17 protein-coding genes are annotated in these 16,793 nt (G+C 67.6%); 1 reads left to right on the top strand and 16 read right to left on the bottom strand.

Going from position 1 to position 16,793, the window contains the following annotated elements; all coding sequences use genetic code 11:
• Positions 1-193 precede the first annotated feature (193 nt).
• The 16 genes from IM708_RS09900 to rplO all read right to left on the bottom strand — a co-directional run bounded on the left by IM708_RS09900 (position 194) and on the right by rplO (position 15,460).
• The gene (locus tag IM708_RS09900) at positions 194-943 is read right to left on the bottom strand and encodes an amino acid ABC transporter ATP-binding protein (RefSeq protein ID WP_209426413.1); all 750 of its coding nucleotides are present in this window, start codon (positions 941-943) and stop codon (positions 194-196) included.
• A gap of 65 nt (positions 944-1,008) precedes the next feature.
• Positions 1,009-2,316 (bottom strand): amino acid ABC transporter permease, encoded by a 1,308-nt coding sequence (locus tag IM708_RS09895; protein ID WP_209426358.1) that lies wholly within the window; start codon positions 2,314-2,316, stop codon positions 1,009-1,011.
• 1 nt (position 2,317) lies between these two features.
• Positions 2,318-3,574: an ABC transporter permease subunit gene (locus IM708_RS09890; RefSeq protein ID WP_245243103.1), complete on the bottom strand. Its 1,257-nt coding sequence runs from the start codon at positions 3,572-3,574 to the stop codon at positions 2,318-2,320.
• A gap of 137 nt (positions 3,575-3,711) precedes the next feature.
• Entirely contained in the window at positions 3,712-4,728 is a 1,017-nt protein-coding gene (locus IM708_RS09885; protein ID WP_209426357.1) for an amino acid ABC transporter substrate-binding protein, read from the bottom strand.
• A 199-nt stretch (positions 4,729-4,927) separates the two neighbouring features.
• Entirely contained in the window at positions 4,928-5,635 is a 708-nt protein-coding gene (locus IM708_RS09880; RefSeq protein WP_209426356.1) for an ATP12 family protein, read from the bottom strand.
• Positions 5,632-6,300 carry an HAD-IA family hydrolase gene (locus IM708_RS09875; RefSeq protein ID WP_209426355.1) on the bottom strand — a complete coding sequence of 223 codons (669 nt, stop codon included), beginning with the start codon at positions 6,298-6,300 and terminating at the stop codon, positions 5,632-5,634. The genes IM708_RS09880 and IM708_RS09875 overlap by 4 nt, the downstream gene beginning before the upstream one ends.
• Complete coding sequence (locus tag IM708_RS09870; protein ID WP_209426354.1) at positions 6,297-7,334, bottom strand: RluA family pseudouridine synthase; 1,038 nt, start codon at positions 7,332-7,334, stop codon at positions 6,297-6,299. Before IM708_RS09870 ends, IM708_RS09875 begins: the two co-directional genes overlap by 4 nt.
• Positions 7,331-7,708 carry a fluoride efflux transporter CrcB gene (gene crcB, locus IM708_RS09865; protein ID WP_209426353.1) on the bottom strand — a complete coding sequence of 126 codons (378 nt, stop codon included), beginning with the start codon at positions 7,706-7,708 and terminating at the stop codon, positions 7,331-7,333. The genes IM708_RS09870 and crcB overlap by 4 nt, the downstream gene beginning before the upstream one ends.
• A 41-nt stretch (positions 7,709-7,749) precedes the next feature.
• Positions 7,750-9,063 carry a replication-associated recombination protein A gene (locus IM708_RS09860; RefSeq protein WP_209426352.1) on the bottom strand — a complete coding sequence of 438 codons (1,314 nt, stop codon included), beginning with the start codon at positions 9,061-9,063 and terminating at the stop codon, positions 7,750-7,752.
• A gap of 227 nt (positions 9,064-9,290) precedes the next feature.
• Entirely contained in the window at positions 9,291-10,676 is a 1,386-nt protein-coding gene (locus tag IM708_RS09855) for a trypsin-like peptidase domain-containing protein (protein WP_209426351.1), read from the bottom strand.
• A gap of 127 nt (positions 10,677-10,803) precedes the next feature.
• A complete protein-coding gene (gene rplQ, locus IM708_RS09850) occupies positions 10,804-11,223 on the bottom strand; it encodes a 50S ribosomal protein L17 (protein ID WP_209426350.1) in 420 nt (139 codons plus the stop codon).
• A gap of 122 nt (positions 11,224-11,345) precedes the next feature.
• Positions 11,346-12,362: a DNA-directed RNA polymerase subunit alpha gene (locus tag IM708_RS09845; protein WP_209426411.1), complete on the bottom strand. Its 1,017-nt coding sequence runs from the start codon at positions 12,360-12,362 to the stop codon at positions 11,346-11,348.
• Between the two features lie 115 nt (positions 12,363-12,477).
• Positions 12,478-12,867, bottom strand: coding sequence for a 30S ribosomal protein S11 (gene rpsK / locus IM708_RS09840; protein WP_209426349.1), 390 nt, complete (start codon positions 12,865-12,867; stop codon positions 12,478-12,480).
• A 12-nt stretch (positions 12,868-12,879) separates the two neighbouring features.
• A complete protein-coding gene (gene rpsM, locus IM708_RS09835; RefSeq protein WP_209426348.1) occupies positions 12,880-13,248 on the bottom strand; it encodes a 30S ribosomal protein S13 in 369 nt (122 codons plus the stop codon).
• 231 nt (positions 13,249-13,479) lie between these two features.
• Positions 13,480-14,877, bottom strand: a complete 1,398-nt coding sequence (gene secY, locus IM708_RS09830; RefSeq protein ID WP_209426347.1) for a preprotein translocase subunit SecY — start codon at positions 14,875-14,877, stop codon at positions 13,480-13,482.
• A gap of 103 nt (positions 14,878-14,980) precedes the next feature.
• A complete protein-coding gene (rplO, locus tag IM708_RS09825; RefSeq protein WP_209426346.1) occupies positions 14,981-15,460 on the bottom strand; it encodes a 50S ribosomal protein L15 in 480 nt (159 codons plus the stop codon).
• A gap of 260 nt (positions 15,461-15,720) precedes the next feature.
• Between rplO and IM708_RS09820 the strand changes: the two genes are divergently transcribed.
• Positions 15,721-16,740, top strand: a complete 1,020-nt coding sequence (locus IM708_RS09820) for a nitronate monooxygenase family protein (protein ID WP_209426345.1) — start codon at positions 15,721-15,723, stop codon at positions 16,738-16,740.
• Positions 16,741-16,793: the final 53 nt, after the last annotated feature.

Below are 16,793 nucleotides of genomic sequence, written 5' to 3'. Positions count from 1 at the left end.
GCCGATTCCGCCCCGGGGACCCCTTCCGGGGCGAGCGTCCAAATTTGGACAATCAAGCAAGTCGTTGATATCGCAGCACAAGCGCGAAAAAATTAACCGGATTTCAACCCGGTTTTCGGCCTGCCCCGGCATCGACTGGGGGGCCGTTCCGGCAGTTGCCCGAAGCGTTGGCAAGCGCCAGCCGCGCGGCGGCTCAGTGACCCAGGATCTGGCTGAGGAACAGCTGCGTGCGCTCGGATTTCGGGTTGTGGAAGAACTCGCGCGGCTCGTTCTGCTCGACGATCTGGCCCTGATCCATGAAGATCACCCGGTTGGCCACCGCCTGCGCAAAGCCCATCTCGTGGGTAACGCAGATCATCGTCATGCCTTCCTCGGCCAGCTGGATCATCGTGTCCAGCACCTCCTTGATCATCTCGGGGTCGAGGGCCGACGTCGGCTCGTCGAAAAGCATGATCCGGGGCTTCATGCAGAGCGAGCGCGCGATCGCCACGCGCTGCTGCTGACCGCCCGACAGCTGCCCGGGAAACTTGAGCGCCTGTTCGGGGATCTTCACCTTCTCGAGGAAATGCATGGCGATTTCCTCGGCCTCCTGCTTGGGGATCTTGCGCACCCAGATCGGCGCCAGCGTGCAGTTCTCCAGGATCGTCAGGTGGGGAAACAGGTTGAAGTGCTGGAAGACCATGCCGACTTCCGAGCGCACCTTGTCGATGTTCTTGAGGTCCGAGGTCAGTTCCGTCCCGTCGACGATGATCTGGCCCGACTGGTGTTCCTCCAGCCGGTTGATGCAGCGGATCAGCGTCGACTTGCCCGACCCCGAGGGCCCGCAGACCACGATCCGTTCGCCCTGATGGACGGTCATGTCGATGTCGCGCAACACGTGGAACGATCCGAACCACTTGTTCATGCGGGTGATCTGGATCGCGACCTCGTCACTCACCTTCATGTGGCGGGTGTCGATCTTGCGGTCGATGCCGATCTCGGCAGCGGTATCGGTCACTTTCGGCCTCCTCAGCGGTGGTCGGTGCGCAAGCGGCGCTCGAGATACATGGAATAGCGCGACATGCCGAAGCAGAAGACGAAGAAGACCGCGCCGATGAAGATGAAGAGTTCCCAGTAGATCCCCTGCCAGTCGGAACTGGCGCGGATCGCGTTGCTCAGGCCGATCGGGTCCAGGAGGCCGATGAAGACCACCAGCGTCGTGTCCTTGAACAGCCCGATGAAGGTGTTGACGATGCCGGGGATCGCGATTTTCAGCGCCTGCGGCATGATGATCAGGCGTTGCGCCTTCCAGTAATCCAGCCCCAGTGCGTCGGCGGCCTCGTACTGTCCGCGCGGCAGGGCGGCCAGCCCGCCGCGGATCACCTCGGCCATGTAGGCCGCGGCGAAGAGCGTGACCATGATGATCACACGCAGGATCAGGTCGAAGCTGGTCCCCGGCGGCAGGAAGTAGTTGAGCAGAAGCGAGGCCGTGAACAGCAGCGTGATCAGCGGCACGCCGCGGATGAACTCGATGAAGATCACGCAGACCGACTTGATCAGCACCATGTCCGACTGCCGGCCCAGCGCCAGCAGGATGCCCAGCGGCAGCGACAGCGAGATGCCGGAAACGCCGATCACCAGCGAGATCAGGAACCCGCCGAAGCGGTCCGAGCGGACGAACTCGATCCCGATGGGCAGGATCTGGGTCATCACCGCGGCGAACGGGCCGGCAGCGACGATCCACCAGATGACCGGAACCACGAAAGCCGCGATCGTTGCCGGCAGGGTGCCCAGCGGGCGCAGAAGCACCAGCGCCGCGCCGCCGGCCACGAACCCCATCGCGGCCGTCACCGGCAGCCAGATCGATCCGCCCCAGAGCAGGAAGTAGGCCAGGAAAGGATAGACGGCGGAGAACCAGATCAGCTTGCGCGGCACCCAAGGATAGAGAATGGGCCCCAGCGCCGGAATCATCAACACCAGCGCCAGCACCGGCCGCCAGTAGAGATGCGGCGGGTAGAAGCCGAAGAGAAGCTGGTGCAGGCGGTCGTTGATGACCCCCCAGCAGGCGCCGGCGGGCTGGCCGGCCTCGGCCCAGATGCGGCGACATTCCGACAGCGACCCCGCGTCCCAGACCGACCGCATCAGCCAGGGGCCGAGATCGGCCACGATCCAGAAGACCACGAGGAGCGACAGCACCGTCAGGATTGTGCTGAGCCAGCCGTTGAACAGGTTTTCGCGCATCCACTTCACGGCGCCGCGTTCGGTCACCGGCGCCACCTGTTCGGGGATCATCGACTCGCGCACATAGGCGACGGTGTGGGCGTGGAGATCGCTCATCTCAGCGCTCCTTCAGCTTCATGCGGCTGTTGTAGACGTTCATCGCCCCCGAGATCGTCAAGCTGATCAGCAGGTAGATGAGCATCATCAGCATCATCCCCTCCAGCTCGCGCCCGGTCTGGTTGATGGTGATGCCGCCCAGCGTCGAGCGCAGGTCCATGTAGCCCACCGCCAGACCCAGCGAGGTGTTCTTGGTGATGTTGAGGTACTGCGAGATCAGCGGCGGGATGACGACGCGCATCGCCTGCGGCAGGATCACCAGGCGCATGGTCTTGCCGGGCTGCATTCCCAGCGCGAAGGCGGCCTCGGTCTGGCCCCGGGAAATCGCGAGGATGCCCGAGCGCACGTTCTCGGCGATGAAGGCGCCGGTATAGATGCCCAGGCCCAGCCACATCGCGATGAGCGAGTTGCGCATGTGGATCCCGCCCTGGAAGTTGAAGCCCCTGAGCTCGGGATAGGTCAGATGGAAGCCGAGCGCCCAGAGCAGCAGGATCGCCGGTCCCAGCAGGATGAGCAGGCTCTTCCACCAGGTCTTGGGGCGTACGCCGGTCGCGTTCTGCACGCGGGTGGCATGCGCGATGACAAGCTTGTTGGCCCAGATGCTGAGCGCCACCACGATCACGAAGGCGATCGCGTCGAGGCTGGGCCGAACGCCGCCGAGGTCGAGGGCGCCAAGGCTGCGGGTGAATTCGGGCAGCGGCACGTAGACGCCGCGGTTGGTGATGGCGACGCTGTCGAAGAAGACCATGCTGGCGGCCGGATCGTCGCCGCGAAAGGCGTTGGGCGCCGGCATCGCCTCGGTCATGATCGCGCCGAAGACGAGGATCCAAAGAAGCGTCGGGATATTGCGAAACACCTCGACATAGACGGTCATCAGGCGCGCGACCATCCAGTTGTTCGACAACCGCAGGACGCCGGCGATCACCCCGACGACGGTCGCCAGCGCGCAGGCCATGACCGCCAGGATCATCGTGTTGAGAAAGCCCACCACGGCGGCGCGGCCGTGGGTCATGGTGCTGTCGTATTCTATCGGACGCTGGCTGATGTCGTAGCCCGCGACGTTCCAGAGGAAGGCGAAGGAGAAATCCTTGCCCAGCGCGGCAAGGTTGCGCACGGTGTTGTCGATCAGCCAGGCCGCGCCCAGCATCAGCATCATCAGCGCGAAGATCTGGATCGTGTAGGAGCGATACCGCGTGTCGTAGAGCAACATGCTCAGGCGGAACGACTCGGGCGGGGCTCCGCTTTCCGTGACGGCCATCGACGCTCTCCCTGCACCGGCGCGGTCGGTTGTCGTGTCCCTTCCGCCTTGTGGGCGATCAGGGGCCGCGCCTTATGCGAATGTTCGAAGGTAGGGCGCGCGCGGTGTCGCCACCGCGCGCGCCCCGAAGTCGGATATCAGCGGAAGGGCGGCGAGTACATCAGCCCGCCCTGCGTCCACTGCGCGTTCAGCCCGCGCGCGAGACCGATCGGCGTCGCCTCGCCGATATTGGCGGCGAAGATCTCGCCGTAGTTGCCGGCGACGGCGATGGCCCGCACCGCCCATTCGGCGTCCAGCCCGAACATCTCGCCCAGGTTGCCTTCGTTGCCGAGCAGGCGGTTGATCTCGGGGTTGTTGGTGCCGGCGGCCAGTTCGGCCAGGTTGGCCGACGTCACGCCCAGTTCCTCGGCCGCGATCAGCGCGTTCAGCACCCAGCGGACGATGTCGGCCCACTGGTCATCACCGTGGCGCACGGCGGGGCCCAGCGGCTCCTTCGAGATGACTTCGGGCAGGATGACGTGGTCGCCCGGCGCCTCGAAGCTGGCGCGCGTCGCGGCCAGGCCCGACACGTCGGTCGTGTAGACGTCGCAGGCGCCGGCCAGATACTGCTGCTGGGCCTCGGCGTTGGTCTCGATCGGCACCGGCTCGTAGTTCATGCCGTTGACGCGGAAATAGTCTGCCAGGTTCAGCTCGGTCGTGGTGCCGGTCTGGATGCAGACGGTCGCGCCATCAAGTTCGGTCGAGGACGAGACGCCGAGGTTGCGGTTCACCATGAAGCCCTGGCCATCGTAGTAGTTGATGCCGGTGAAGGTGAAGCGCAGGTCGACATCGCGCGAGAACGTCCAGGTGGTGTTGCGCGACAGCACGTCGACCTCGCCCGAGGCGAGCGCGGTGAAGCGGGTCTGCCCGGTCGTGGGCACGAAGTTCACCGCCATCGAATCGTCCAGCACCGCCGCGGCGATCGCGCGGCAGACCGCCACGTCGAACCCCTGCCAGACACCGTTCGCGTCGGGGGCCGAGAAGCCGTTGACGCCGGTGGAGACACCGCAGTTCAGTTCACCGCGCGACGTCACTTCTTCAAGCGTCTGCGCGGACGCAATACCGGCCGCCAGCGCACTTACCGCCAGCGTACCGAGAAATACGGATTTTTTCATCCCTAACCTCATCCTGTGGAACTGCCATGACAGACAGTCATACGGGCCCTGCTGAGCCCCTTGCATATCGGTCGAGTCACGACGCATCGCCGGTCATTCGGCAAACTTCCGCTTGTCGCCCGTGGTGTCAACTTGTTCTGATATTCCCGGCCCGTCAAGACAATCGTGCCGGCAGGCGCAGCGGGGTCGCCGCGAAAGGTCAGCGGCAGGCGGCGAAGAAGCGCGCGGCATTGAGGAAATCGCGCTGCCGCAGCGCGGCCTTCTGCGCCGCTTCCGCATCCTCGCCCCATTGTGATATCTGCCACTCCTCGTCGATCCGCGAAATCCGCCACAGCGTTTCGGGCTGGTCTTCGCCTTCCGTCACCGCAAGGCCGATCACCAGCGAGCCCGAGAGCGCGACGAGATCGTGCATGGCGGTCAATTCGAAGGCACCGAAGCCTGCGACATGGGCGGAAAGCCGATCGAGCGTGGCCTGCGGCTGGTCGCAGGGCATGACGCCGGTGGTGACCTGCCAGCTGACGCCGAAGCGGCGCGCCGCCCAGTCCAGCAGCGGGTCCCAGGCCGCGGCCTGCCGGGCGACCAGCGCTTCCGGCGCCGCGGCGCGATAGCACAGAAGGTCGGTGGCGCCGTAGTCGGAGATAAGGCCCGCGACCGCGCGCGCCTGGCCGCGGACCTTGTCGATGGCGACATTCGCGGCGCGCGTCGCGGGCATCGTGTCGGGGCGGATCGTGCCCTCCTGCGCGGCCCATTCGGCGGCGACCAGGTCGGCGAAGGCTTGCGTCGGCAGCACCAGCGGCGCCTTCGCCGGCGTGCGCAGATCGCGCCCGTCAAGCCGGACGGCAAAACCGCCCTCGACCGGCAGGATCGACACCTCGGTCCAGAACCGTCGGGCACCCCAGGCGCTCATGCCGCCTCCCAGAACGCCTCGACGGCGGGGAGCAGGGCCTCGAAATCCTCGAGCACGCGGTCGGCGCCGGCCTGAACCAGCGACGCGGGCGGATGATACCCCCAGGTCACGCCCAGCGTGCGGGTGCCCGCGGCGCGGCCCATGTCGATGTCGTAGGTCGTGTCGCCGATCATCACCGCGTCCGCTGGCCGCACGCCGGCCTCGGCCAGCGCGGCGCGCAGCATCGCCGGATGCGGCTTCGACGGGTGGTCGTCGGCGACCTGCAGGGTGCGAAAGTACCCGCCCAGCCCATGCGCGGCGATCACATGGTCGAGCCCCCGGCGCGACTTGCCCGTCGCCACCCCGAGGATGACATCGTCGCGCCCGAGAAGCCGCTCCAGCACCGCGCGCGCACCGGGATAGAGGGGCGAGGCATCCTGCGCCCGCAGCGCCGTGAAGCTGTCCTTGTAGGTCGCCACGAGCGCCGTCAGCAGCGCCGCGTCGGGTCCGGGCATCAGCCGCGCGATCGCCTGCGGCAGCGACAGCCCGACAATCGACAGCACCTGTGCCGGCGGCGGACAATCCAGCCCGTGCGTCGCGAACGCGCGCGCCATCGCCGCCAGGATATGCGCCTGGCTGTCGAGCAGGGTCCCGTCGACGTCGAAGACGATCAGCCGAGCGCTCATGCCTCCTCCTCGAACGGATCGGCGGGCACGTCGGATTCGGACCAGCCGAAGGTCGCCCAGCTTCTGCGCATGTGCTCGGGCAACGGGGCGCTGATCGTGACCGTCCTGCCCGTGATCGGATGCTCGAACCGGATCGACCGCGCGTGCAGGTGCAGCTTGCGGCTGATCTCGCCGCCCATCTGCGCGCCCCAGCCATCGCCCGGATTGTCCTGCCCCGAGCCGCCGTACTTGCCGTCCCCGACGATCGGATGCCCGATTTCCGCCATATGCGCGCGCAACTGGTGCGTGCGCCCGGTCACCGGCACCAGCGCCACCCAGGCGGCGCGGCTGCCCAGCCGTTCCAGCACCGCGTAATCGGTGGTGGCGCGCTTGGCGCCCTCGGTCGCGTTGACCTGGTCGGGATGGATGCAGCGCATCTTCTCGGCGCGCGGCCCGCCGGCCTTGACCAGCCCGTAGCGGATGGTGCCCTTCGCCGGGCTGGGCACGCCGGCGACGATGGCCCAGTAGATCTTGCGCGTGGCGCGGTGCCGGAACGCCTCGCCCAGGCGGCGCGCGATGCGCGGGGTGCGCGCCAGCAGCAGCACGCCCGAGGTGTCCTTGTCCAGCCGGTGCACCAGCACGGGGCGTTCCTTGTAGCCGAAGGTCAGCGCCTCGGTCAGGGCGTCGACATGCCGGTCGCCCTGCCCCGATCCGCCCTGGCTGGGCAGGCCCGGCGGCTTGTCGAGCGCGATGATATGCTCGTCCTTCCACAGGACCGCCGCGCGGATCATCTCGGCATCGTCGCGGGGGATGGCGGGGGCGGTGGCAGGCGGCGGGGGTGCGGGCGCATCGGGCAGCGGCGGGACGCGCACGGTCTGCCCGGCCTGCAGCCGCGTCGCGGCCTTGACCCGCCCGCCATCGACGCGCAATTCGCCCTTACGGCAGAGCCTTTCGACCATCGACTGGTTGATCTGCGGGAACTGGCGCTTGAGCCAGCGGTCGAGGCGCTGGTCGCCCGCATCCTCGGCCACGGTCAGGTGCTGAACACCGCTCATGCCGCAAGGCTCCGCCCCAGGGCCAGCCCGGCGAGGCAGGCGGCGATGGACAGCACGACCGAGCCCAGCACATAGCCCAGTGCCGGCAGCGCGTCGCCCCTCTCCCACAGCTTCAGCGCGTCCAGCGCATAGGTCGAGAAGGTCGTGTAGGCGCCAAGGAAGCCGACGATGACGAAGGGCGCGAAGCGCGCAAATTCGCGGTCCAGCAGCCAAGCGGCGGCCAGCCCCATCAGGAAGCTGCCCAGCACGTTCGCGGCCAGCGTGCCGACCGGAAAGGCCGGGCCGAAGGTGCGAAAGGCCAGCGCCTGCGTGCCGAAGCGCGCGAGTGCGCCCAATGCGCCACCGATAGCCACCTGTGCGAGGGTTCCGAACATGCGCCTTCCATTTCGCGCAAGGCTCGCCTTGTCAACCGCCGTCAGCCCTGCCGGCGGATGCGCAGCTTTGCAAAGTAATCCAGACGCTTCTTCAACTCCCGCTCGAAGCCGCGCTCGGGCGGGACATAGAGGACCGGGCGCTTCACCCCTTCGGGAAAATAGTCCTGGCCCGAAAACCCGTCCTCGGCATCGTGGTCATAGGCGTAGCCCGCGCCATAGCCCTGTTCCTGCATCAGCTTCGTGGGGGCGTTCAGGATATGCGCCGGGGGCGGTTTCGATCCGGTCTTCTTCGCCAGCGCCTGCGCGGCCTTGAAACCCGCGTAGACGGCGTTCGACTTGGGCGCGAGCGACAGGTAGACCACCGCCTGCGCCAGCGCCAATTCGCCTTCGGGGCTGCCGAGGCGCTCGTAGACCTCCCAGGCCTGCAGGCAGAGCGCCTGCGCCTGCGGTTCGGCCAGGCCGATATCCTCGATCGCCATGCGGGTGATACGCCGGGCCAGATAGCGCGGGTCCTCGCCCCCCTCCAGCATCCGTGCCAGCCAATAGAGGGCGGCATCGGGGTCCGAGCCGCGCACGGATTTGTGCAGCGCCGAAATCAGGTTGTAATGGGCATCCCCCGACTTGTCGTACTGCGCCGCGCGCCGCATCAGCCGCGCCGACAGGGTCGCCCTGTCCAACGGACCGTCGAGTTTCCAGGCCATCACCTGCTCGACCAGGTTCAGCAGCGCGCGCCCGTCGCCATCGGCCATTTCCAGCAGCGCGTCGCGCGCGTCGGCCTTCAGCGGCAGGGCGCGACCCAGCGCCTGCTCGGCCCGCTGCGCCAGCAGTTCCAGATCGGCAAGGCTGAGCCGTTGCAGCACGATCACCTGCGCCCGGGACAGAAGCGCCGCGTTCAACTCGAACGAAGGGTTTTCGGTCGTGGCCCCCACCAGCAGGATTGTGCCATCCTCCATATGCGGCAGGAAGCCGTCCTGCTGCGCCTTGTTGAAGCGGTGGATCTCGTCGACGAACAGCAGCGTCCCCTGCCCGTTCGCGCGCCGGTGCTTGGCGGCCTCGAAGACCTTGCGCAGATCGGGCACGCCGGTGAAGATCGCGCTGATCTGGACGAAATGCAGATCCGTCGCATCGGCCAGAAGGCGGGCGATGGTGGTCTTGCCGGTGCCGGGCGGCCCCCAGAGGACCAGCGACGACAGCGCGCCGGCGGCGAGCATCGCGCCCAAGGGTCCATCGGGCGACAACACCTTGTCCTGACCGATCACGTCAGCCAGCGTGCGCGGGCGCAGCCGGTCGGCCAGCGGCCGGGGCGCGCTCTCCGCGTCCGGGGTCGCGGCGTCGGTATCGAAGAGATCTGCCATGCGGGGTCACCTCGCGCGTGATCATAGACGGTTGCGAGGCCCGCGGAAACGGCCTTCGCACCGGGCGACGATCGCCGTCGACCGCCCCGGCGCGACGCCGCGCAAAGGTTTCGTTGCGGTTAACGGCGCCGATTTCTCGTTCAGCATCATAGCTTGCGATCCTGAGCGCATGCGCACACCCCCGGTGCGGGCGCCAGTCCAGGCCGGTGCGGACGGTCGGTAAAAACCTAGATGCGGAACCGCAGCCAGGTGCGCCGGCCCTCGCGCAGGATCTCGATTTCCCAGTTGCGCGTCGGATCGCGCAGGACGCGGTCCAGATCGTCGGTGGTGGCGATGGGCTGGCGATTGATCGCCAGCAGCACGTCGCCCGCCCGGATCCCCGCCCGCAGCGCGATGTCGCGCACGGTAACGACGATCACGCCCCGGTCGACCGCCGGCGGCAGGCCATGCTCGGCGACCACGGCGGGGTTGATGTTTTCGGCCACCAGACCGCGCAGCGCGACACCGTGGCGCACCTCCAGCCGGTTGCGCGGCGGCTCGTCGGGCGGGGCGATCAGGTCGATGGTCACCTGCGCGTCGCTGCCGTTGCGCAGCACGCTCAGGCGCGCCCGCGCGCCGATGCCGCGCGCCGCCATGCGAAAGTTCATCTCGGGCGGCGAGTTCACCGGCTCGCCGTCGAGCGACAGGATCACGTCGCCCGGCACCAGCCCGGCCAGCGCCAGCGGGCTGGCCGGGTGCAGTTCGGTGATGACCACGCCCTGAGGCAGGCTCATCTCGAACGCCTCGGCGAGGCTCGCATCGACCGACTGCCCGGTCATGCCCGCCCAGGGGCGCTGGAACCTCGACTGCCCCTCCTGCGCCTGTGCTACGACCTGCGCGACAAGGTTCGAGGGAATCGCGAAGCCGATCCCGTGCGAGCCACCGGTCCGCGTCAGGATCGCCGTGTTGATGCCGGCCAGCCGTCCGCGCAGATCGACCAGCGCGCCGCCCGAATTGCCGGGATTGATCGCCGCGTCGGTCTGGATGAAATAGCCCCGTCCGGACCCCACCGCGATCCCCGACCGCGCCAGCGCCGAGACGATACCGCTGGACACCGTCTGCCCGACGCCGAAGGGGTTGCCGATGGCCAGCACCAGATCGCCCACCTCCAGCCGGTCGGAATCGGCCAGTTGCAGGACCGGCAGCCCCTCGGCGCCGCGGATGCGCAGGATCGCCAGATCGCTCTCGGCGTCCTCCAGGATCAGGTCGGCCAGGAATTCGCGCCGATCGCCCAGGACCACGCGGATATCGTCGGCGCCGCCGACGACGTGCTGGTTCGACACCACGATCCCGTCCGCGGAGACGATCACGCCCGATCCCAGCGCATTCTGCACGCGCGGCACCCGCCGGCCGAAATCGCCGAATAGCTGGCCGAAAAGCGGGTCGTCGAAGAAGGGATTGGCGCGCGCCTCGACCACGCGCTGCGCGTAGATGCTGACCACCGCGGGCGCGGCCGCGCGCACGACCGGCGCGAAGCTCAGCGCGATCTGGCCGCGATCCGCCGGCACGTTCTGCGCCGCGCCGGCCCCCGGCAGAAGCCCCGCCGCCAGAATGATCGCCAGCACTCCGCGCATCGCCCCCTCCTGCACTCCGAACCGGACAGGACTATGGGTCTGCCAGCCCCGAGGTTCAATCACCGACCGAAACGACAAAGGCCCGCGGCGGGCGCCGCGGGCCTGAAAATCGCGATGGCGTCGGGGATCAGTCCTCGGCGGCCTCGGCCGCTTCCAGGCGGGCGCGGTCGCCGGCGCCCTTGGCCTCCAGGTCGCGGTCGACGAATTCGATGATCGCCATCGGCGCCATGTCGCCATAGCGGAATCCGGCCTTCAGGACGCGGACATACCCGCCCTGACGGTCCTTGTAGCGCGGTCCCAGCACGTCGAAGAGCTTGGCGACGTCCTTGTCCTGCTTGAGTTGCGCCGCGGCTTGCCGGCGGGCGTGCAGATCGCCGCGCTTGGCCAGCGTGATCAGCTTTTCGATCACCGGACGCAGTTCCTTGGCCTTGGGCAGCGTGGTCTTGATCTGCTCGTGCTCGATCAGCGAGCCGGACAGGTTGGCGAAAAGCGCCTTGCGGTGCTCGTGGGTACGGTTCAGGCGGCGGTAGCCGCGGGCGTGACGCATGATGTCTCTCCTTCAGTCACTTTATTCTTTGTCCGGCCACCCCTGCGAATGAAGGCGGCTCTCCTTGCGGGCCGGGGCCCGATGGGGCGCGACGGGCGCGCCCCCTGGTTAAGCGCGCCTGCTCAGAACTGGTCCTCGTAGCGCTTGGCCAGATCCTCGATGTTCTCCGGCGGCCAGTCCTCGACATCCATGCCCAGGTGCAGACCCATGCCCGACAGCACTTCCTTGATCTCGTTGAGGGACTTGCGGCCGAAGTTCGGCGTGCGCAGCATCTCGGCCTCGGTCTTCTGGATCAGGTCGCCGATATAGACGATGTTGTCGTTCTTCAGGCAGTTGGCGGACCGGACCGAAAGCTCCAGTTCGTCCACCTTCTTCAGCAGCAGCGGGTTGAACTCCAGACCGTCGTCCATGTCGCCGCGGCCGGCCGCTTCGGGCTCGTCGAAGTTGACGAAGATCTGCAACTGGTCCTGCAGGATGCGCGCGGCATAGGCGACCGCATCCTCGGGCGTCACCGAGCCATCGGTTTCGAGCTTCATGGTCAGCTTGTCATAGTCCAGCACCTGACCCTCGCGGGTCGGCGTGACCTCGTAGGCGACCTTCTTGACCGGCGAATAGATCGCGTCGATCGGGATCAGACCGATCGGCGCATCCTCGGGCCGGTTCTTGTCGGCCGAGACATAGCCCTTGCCGGTATTGACCGTCAGTTCCATGTAAAGCTCGGAGCCGTCGTCGAGGTGGCAGATCACCTGGTCCTTGTTCAGCACCTCGATGCCGTTGGTGACCGCGATGTCGCCGGCCTTGACCACCGCCGGGCCGCGCGCCGAAACGGTCACGCGCTTAGGACCGTCGACCTCCATCCTCAGCGCGACGCCCTTGAGGTTGAGGACGATGTCGGTCACGTCCTCGCGCACGCCGGGCACCGAGGAGAATTCATGAAGGACGTTGTCGATCTGCACGCTGGTGATCGCCGCGCCCTGAAGCGACGACATCAGCACCCGGCGCAGCGCGTTGCCCAGCGTCAGGCCGAAGCCCCGCTCCAGCGGTTCGGCGACGACGGTCGCGCGGCGCGCCGGAATGCTGCCGGGCCTGACCTCCAGCTGTGCCGGTTTGATCAGTTCCTGCCAATTCTTGTGGATCATGTAGTTCGCCTCCATTCCAGTATCCGGCCCATGTCCAAGGCCCGATACGCCCGAGGATCAAAACGAAAAGCCGGACCGCGCCGGGGTGGCGCGGCCCGCTTGCAGCGGTCGGATGTCAGACGCGGCGCCGTTTCGGCGCGCGGCAGCCGTTGTGCGGCAGCGGCGTGACATCGCGGATGGAGGTGATCACCAGTCCGGCGGCGGCCAGTGCCCGCAGCGCCGATTCCCGGCCCGATCCCGGCCCCTGCACCTCGACCTCGAGGGTGCGCAGGCCGTGTTCCTGGGCCTTCTTGGCGGCATCTTCGGCGGCAAGCTGCGCCGCATAGGGCGTCGACTTGCGCGACCCCTTGAAGCCCATGGTGCCGGCCGAGGACCACGATATCGCGTTGCCCTGAACGTCCGAGATCAGGATCTTGGTATTGTTGAACGACGAATTCACATGCGCCACGCCGGCGGCGATGTTCTTGCGTTCCTTGCGCTTCACGCGCGTCTTGTCACGAGCCATTGTTCCGCCCCCTTATTTCTTCTTGCCGGCGATCGCTTTCGCCGGGCCCTTGCGCGTGCGGGCGTTGGTATGGGTGCGCTGGCCGCGCACGGGCAGGTTGCGGCGGTGACGCAGACCGCGATACGAGCCGATGTCCATCATGCGCTTGATGTTCATCTGCACCTCGCGGCGCAGGTCGCCTTCGACGGTCAGGTTGGCGTCGATGAACTCGCGGATCGCCAGAACCTCGTCATCGGACAGCTCGTTGATCCGGCGCGAGGGCGCGATGTTCAGCGATTCGACGATCTTGTTGGCAATGGTCGGACCGATGCCATGGATATAGGTCAGCGCGATCGGTACGCGCTTTCCGGTAGGGATGTTGACGCCAGCAATACGTGCCACGCAGGTCTTCCTTTCGTTGCGGTTCCGTAGTTCCAGAACCTTTTTTCACAACACGCGCCCAAGTGGCCGTGTGATATGAAACGCGCCCGGGTCGCAACGCGACTCGGAGCGCGAATTCGAGGGCTCCCGCTAGGCGTTTTTCAGACCGAGGTCAAGAGCGCATCGCCGGAACCGTTGAACGGTTGGCGGCGGGCTGCCTTGCGGTCCGTCGCGCCGGCCGCCAGGCCCGGATCAGCGCAGCGACGGCCCCTTGCGCGGGCTACCGCTCCGCCCGCCCGAGCCGCGCGAACCGGAGCCGCGCGCGCCCTTGCCACGCAGGCGCGACTTCTCCAGCAGCCCCTCGTACTGGTGCGCCAGCAGGTGCGACTGGACCTGGTTCATCGTGTCCATCCCGACCACGACGACGATCAGGACCGAGGTGCCGCCGAAATAGAAGGGGATCTGCAACTGCGCGCGCAGGATCTCGGGCATGAGGGCGACGCCGGCAAGATAGAGCGACCCGACGGTGACGATTCGCGTGACGACGTAGTAGAGGTATTCCTCGGTCCGCTTGCCCGGCCGGATACCGGGAATGAAGCCGTTCTGGTTCTTCAGGTTCTCGGCCACATCCTCGACCTTGAACGACACGTTGAGCGTGTAGAAGAAGGTGAAGAAGATGATCATGCCGGTGAAGAACAGCAGATAGAGCGGCTGTCCCGGCCCGAAATAGGCCAGCATGGTGGCCATGAACGGGCTGGTCGACTGCCCCGAGAAGGTCGAGACGGTCGTCGGCAGAAGCAAGAGCGACGAGGCGAAGATCGCCGGGATCACGTTCGCGGGATTGACCTTCACCGGCAGGTGCGAGGCGCCGCCGTCGAAGACCTTCATGCCCACCTGCCGGCGGGGATACTGGATATGGATCTTTCGCAAGGCGCGTTCCATGAACACGATGAACGCCACCAGCGCGATCATCATGAGCAGGATGCCGATCACCACCGCCGGGCTGATCGCCCCGGTCCGTCCCTGGCTGAGGAACTGCGCAAGCTGCGCCGGGATCTCGGCGATGATGCCCACGAAGATGATCAGCGAGATGCCGTTGCCGATGCCGCGCGCGGTGATCTGCTCGCCCAGCCACATCAGGAACATGGTGCCGCCGACCAGCGTGATGACGGTCGATATGCGGAAGAACCAGCCCGGATCGGTGGCCAGATCGCCGGCCTCCAGGCTGACCGCCAGCCCGTAGGACTGCATCGTGGCCAGCAGGACGGTGCCGAAGCGCGTGTACTGGTTCAGCTTGCGCCGCCCCATCTCGCCTTCCTTCTTCAGCGCCTGCCAGGGGCCGTACATGGCCGCCACCAGCTGCACGATGATCGCCGCCGAGATGTAGGGCATGATGCCCAGGGCGAAGATGCCCATCCGCGCGATCGCGCCGCCGGTGAACATGTTGAGCATCCCGCCCAGTCCGGCGGTCGCCTCGTCCATGAACTCGCGCAGCGCGCCGCCGTCGATGCCGGGCACCGGAATGTAGGTGCCGATCCGGTAGACGATCAAAAGGCCGAGCGCGAAGAGAATGCGCTGGCGCAGTTCCTTCGCCTTCACCAGGGCGGCCCAGCTGGTGTTGGCCGCCATTTGCTCTGCCGCAGATGTCATGTGCCCGTCTCTTTCATGCGCGCGCCGCCGAACCGGTCCCCGGTCGGCGGCGCAGGAAAACCTCGGTGAAGATGTAGTCGCGCGCGCGGGCGCTCACAACACCTTATTCGGCCGCTTCGGCGACAGCCTGCGCGGTTTTCAGGGTTCCGCCGGCCTTTTCCACGGCCTCGACCGCGGCTTTCGACGCGCCGGTCACCGACAGCGTCACCGCCTGCGCGATCTCGCCCTTGGCCAGAACGCGCACGCCGTCGAGCTTGCGCCGTACCAGCCCCGAGGTCACCAGCAGGTCCTCGGTGATCTCGGCCTTCGCGTCCAGCTTGCCGGCTTCGATGAACCGGGCGATGGCGCCCAGGTTCACGACCGCAAAGGCCTTGCGGTTCGGCTTGGTGAAGCCGCGCTTCGGCAGGCGGCGGTAAAGCGGCATCTGACCGCCCTCATAGGCATTCAGCGCCACGCCCGAACGGGACTTCTGGCCCTTGATGCCGCGCCCGGCGGTCTTGCCCTTGCCCGAGCCGGGGCCGCGCGCGACCCGCTTCTTCTTGGTCATCGCGCCGGGATTGTCGCGCAGATCGTTGAGTTTCATGTCGCTTCTCCTTGGCCGGAAACGCCCCCGAAGCGATAATGGGCGAACACGGCATGTTGTTGTCATCGATTGGTCGGCCCGAAGGCTGGCGGGTGCCTAGACCAAACGCGCCCGCCGCGCAAGCCCCGCCGGAAAGGGCGCGCACGGACCCCTGCGCTTGCCACGCTCACCGCTGGCGAACCGGGGCTGACGAATCTGTCACCGCCCCCGGCCGATCCATGCTAGATTCAGGGTCCTTGGAATAGGGCCGGAGGGTGCCGATGCGGACGCCGCTGTGCGAAAGGCTCGGGATCGACCATCCGATCATCCAGGCCCCGATCGGCGGCCCGGCGGGTCCGGCGCTGGCCTCTGCGGTTTCGGGCGCCGGCGGGCTCGGGACGGTCACGCTGACCGGCTGGGGCGCCGACGGCACGCGGCGCCGTATCAGCGAGGTTCGCGCACGCACCGACCGCCCCTTCGCCTGCAACCTCCTCCTCTCCTATGATATCGCGGCGGAGTTCGAGGCGATGCTGGCCGAGCGCGTGCCGGTCGTCTCGCTCTTCTGGGGCGATCCCGCCCCGCTGGTCGGGCGCATCCACGATTCCGGGGCGCTGCTGATGATGACCGTCGGCAGCGTCGCCGAGGCCGAAAGCGCGGCCGAAGCCGGGGCCGACATCATCGTCGCGCAGGGGTGGGAGGCCGGCGGCCACGTACGCGGTACGGTCTCCACGCTGGCCCTGGTGCCGGCGGTGGTCGATGCGGTGGCCCCCGTGCCGGTGGCTGCGGCGGGCGGCATCGGCGACGGTCGCGGCCTTGCCGCCGTTCTCGCACTCGGCGCTCAGGCCGCCTTCATGGGCACGCGATTCCTCGGCGCGACCGAGGCCGAGATCCACCCGCTCTACCGCACCCGCGTGTTGGCGGCCGAGGCGCGGGACACGGTCATTTCGACGCTCTACGACGGTACCTGGCCGGACGCACCGGGCCGGGTCCTGCGCACCCCGACCGTCGCCGCCTGGGAAGACGCGGGCCGCCCGCCCAGCGGCAACCGGCCCGGCGAGGGCGACATCGTCGCGAACCGGCCCAAAGGCCCCATTCGCCGTTACGACGCAATCGTGGCGCACGCCGAGTTCACCGGCGACATCGAGGCCCTGCCGCTTTGGGCCGGCCTGGGCGTCGGCCTCGTGCGCCGCGAACAGCCGGCAGCCGACATCGTCCGCGACATCGTGACCGAGGCGCGGGCGGTCCTTGCCGCCGCCAGCCGGGGCGACCAGTTGCGCGCCCCGGAATCCCGGCAACCGTGATCGCCGCACCGCCAGCCGCGACGTCTGACCTGACCCGTCCCGCGCCTTCGGGC

This window comes from Pararhodobacter sp. SW119 (genome assembly GCF_017811755.1).
GTDB lineage: Bacteria > Pseudomonadota > Alphaproteobacteria > Rhodobacterales > Rhodobacteraceae > Pararhodobacter.
Note: the sequence above shows the minus strand (reverse complement) of the source record. Positions and strands in the feature narration are given on the sequence as shown.

Bases quoted from the DNA above. Each gene is read 5' to 3' on its own strand.
- rpsK (WP_209426349.1), bottom strand. From the start codon at position 12,867: ATGGCTCGTGACAAGACGCGCGTGAAGCGCAAGGAACGCAAGAACATC.
- IM708_RS09855 (WP_209426351.1), bottom strand. From the start codon at position 10,676: ATGCGCGGAGTGCTGGCGATCATTCTGGCGGCGGGGCTTCTGCCGGGG.
- rplQ (WP_209426350.1), bottom strand. From the start codon at position 11,223: ATGCGTCACGCCCGCGGCTACCGCCGCCTGAACCGTACCCACGAGCAC.
- rplO (WP_209426346.1), bottom strand. From the start codon at position 15,460: ATGAAACTCAACGATCTGCGCGACAATCCCGGCGCGATGACCAAGAAG.
- IM708_RS09870 (WP_209426354.1), bottom strand. From the start codon at position 7,334: ATGAGCGGTGTTCAGCACCTGACCGTGGCCGAGGATGCGGGCGACCAG.
- IM708_RS09890 (WP_245243103.1), bottom strand. From the start codon at position 3,574: ATGGCCGTCACGGAAAGCGGAGCCCCGCCCGAGTCGTTCCGCCTGAGC.
- IM708_RS09885 (WP_209426357.1), bottom strand. From the start codon at position 4,728: ATGAAAAAATCCGTATTTCTCGGTACGCTGGCGGTAAGTGCGCTGGCG.
- IM708_RS09845 (WP_209426411.1), bottom strand. From the start codon at position 12,362: ATGATCCACAAGAATTGGCAGGAACTGATCAAACCGGCACAGCTGGAG.
- IM708_RS09880 (WP_209426356.1), bottom strand. From the start codon at position 5,635: ATGAGCGCCTGGGGTGCCCGACGGTTCTGGACCGAGGTGTCGATCCTG.
- IM708_RS09820 (WP_209426345.1), top strand. From the start codon at position 15,721: ATGCGGACGCCGCTGTGCGAAAGGCTCGGGATCGACCATCCGATCATC.
- IM708_RS09895 (WP_209426358.1), bottom strand. From the start codon at position 2,316: ATGAGCGATCTCCACGCCCACACCGTCGCCTATGTGCGCGAGTCGATG.
- crcB (WP_209426353.1), bottom strand. From the start codon at position 7,708: ATGTTCGGAACCCTCGCACAGGTGGCTATCGGTGGCGCATTGGGCGCA.
- IM708_RS09875 (WP_209426355.1), bottom strand. From the start codon at position 6,300: ATGAGCGCTCGGCTGATCGTCTTCGACGTCGACGGGACCCTGCTCGAC.
- IM708_RS09900 (WP_209426413.1), bottom strand. From the start codon at position 943: ATGAAGGTGAGTGACGAGGTCGCGATCCAGATCACCCGCATGAACAAG.
- secY (WP_209426347.1), bottom strand. From the start codon at position 14,877: ATGACATCTGCGGCAGAGCAAATGGCGGCCAACACCAGCTGGGCCGCC.
- IM708_RS09860 (WP_209426352.1), bottom strand. From the start codon at position 9,063: ATGGCAGATCTCTTCGATACCGACGCCGCGACCCCGGACGCGGAGAGC.